2 protein-coding genes are annotated in these 1,784 nt (G+C 56.1%); both read left to right on the top strand.

The window, feature by feature from the left end; genetic code table 11:
- Positions 1 to 70 precede the first annotated feature (70 nt).
- On the top strand, positions 71 to 967 hold the full coding sequence (gene lpxC / locus AC0QH1_RS19920) for a UDP-3-O-acyl-N-acetylglucosamine deacetylase (protein ID WP_324633041.1): 897 nt from the start codon (positions 71 to 73) through the stop codon (positions 965 to 967).
- A 36-nt stretch (positions 968 to 1,003) separates the two neighbouring features.
- Complete coding sequence (gene fabZ, locus AC0QH1_RS19915) at positions 1,004 to 1,531, top strand: 3-hydroxyacyl-ACP dehydratase FabZ (protein WP_324633040.1); 528 nt, start codon at positions 1,004 to 1,006, stop codon at positions 1,529 to 1,531.
- Positions 1,532 to 1,784: the final 253 nt, after the last annotated feature.

The following is a 1,784-nucleotide window of genomic DNA, read 5'->3' as shown; positions in this document are numbered from 1 at the left end:
GGGGGAGAACTCCTCCCTACGCATAAATGACGAGGGTTTCCGTTCTCCCCCTTACCAACCCTAATTTCTGATGAATCCCACCACGGATAGACTGCACGATGGGAACGGTTCTGCCCCCTACACCTTAGTCGCGCCAGTGACGCGATCGGGGGTTGGGTTACATACGGGAGAACTCACTAAAGTTACTTTAAAACCCGCCTCGGTGGGGAAAGGGCGCTATTTCGTTCGGGTGGATCTGCCCGAGGCCCCGATTATCCCCGCCACGGTGGAGAGCGTCCGCCAAACCACCCTCTCTACCGAATTGGGGGTCGATCGCGCCACAATTCGCACGGTGGAGCATCTGTTAGCCGCTTTAGGGGGGATGGGGGTGGATGATGTGCGAATTGAGGTAGAAGGCCCCGAAATCCCCTTGCTGGACGGATCGGCGTGGCCCTGGGTGGAAGCGATCGCCCAGGTCGGTATTCGGGAAGGGAGTGGCATCAGCTCCCCAAAGCCGGCGATCGCCGTGGAATCCCCCCAGTGGGTTCGCGAAAGCGATGCCTTTGTCGCCGCCTTGCCTTCTCCAGAATTGCGCTTTAGTTACGGCATCGACTTCGATGTAGATGCGATCGGCAATCAGTGGCACAGTTGGTCCCCCGCCCGTGGCAACTTCGCCACCGCGATCGCCCCGGCGCGTACCTTCGGTCTGGCACACCAAGTGGACCAACTGCGACGGCTCGGTTTAATCAAAGGCGGAAGTTTGGACAACGCCTTGGTTTGCTCCCACGAAGGATGGATTAATCCGCCCCTACGATTTGCAAATGAACCCGTGCGTCATAAAATTTTAGACTTAGTAGGAGATATCAGCTTGCTGGGACAATTTCCCGTGGCTCATTTTATCGCCTACAAAGCCAGCCATCACCTGCACGTCCAACTCGCGCGGTTGCTGGTTGAGTCGAAGTCAAAGCGTTTGGAACACTCGCTCTAAACGCGAACCGCGAACACTATCATTCAACATCTACCCATGTCCAGATCCCTCGACGCCCGTGCAAATTCTGCTAACTCATCCACCGCTAATACCGCTAAAACTGACCCGAATGGCGCACAGGTAGAGGAAAAATCTACCTTTACCCTAGAAGAAATTCACAATCTGCTCCCCCACCGCTATCCGTTTGCCTTGGTGGATCGGATTATCGAATACGTGCCCGGAGAGCGCGCCGTGGGTCTGAAAAATGTCACCTTTAACGAACCGCATTTTCAGGGACATTTTCCCGGACGTCCGATTTTACCGGGGGTGTTAATTGTGGAAGCAATGGCGCAAGTGGGGGGTGTGGTCCTGACCCAACTCCCGGACATGGAAGGCAGTTTATTTTTATTTGCCGGCATTGATAAGGTGCGGTTCCGTCGTCAAGTGATTCCCGGAGACCAACTGGTGATGACCACCGAACTGCAGCGGGTGTCCCAACGTCGCCTCGCGAAAATGCACGCTCGCGCTGAAGTGGATGGTCAACTGGTCACGCAAGGAGAATTGCTGTTTTCCCGGGTAGAGTGAACCGCCCACGGTCCGCACGATGAGCCTGGAATGCATCCCGCGTTGCCGATTCTGTTGCCTCACGGGTGAAAGGGGGCGATCGGGGAAGATCCGGTGGTTGGGCACCCCGAGGTGGGAATATTGGCGACCCGGCGCGACTGATAGGCGCAAGGGATCGCGCGATCGAGCAAAGATTATTCTGTCAGGGACTCCGTAGAAACCAACCCCATGTCTAAAGCCAGGGGCTTGTACTTCTAACCACCTGACCAGCCTA

This window comes from Phormidium sp. CCY1219 (genome assembly GCF_055795085.1).
Note: the sequence above shows the minus strand (reverse complement) of the source record. Positions and strands in the feature narration are given on the sequence as shown.

What these genes read in the sequence shown, in the direction of transcription:
- lpxC (WP_324633041.1), top strand. Translation starts at nt 71, where the DNA reads ATGAATCCCACCACGGATAGACTGCACGATGGGAACGGTTCTGCCCCC.
- fabZ (WP_324633040.1), top strand. Translation starts at nt 1,004, where the DNA reads ATGTCCAGATCCCTCGACGCCCGTGCAAATTCTGCTAACTCATCCACC.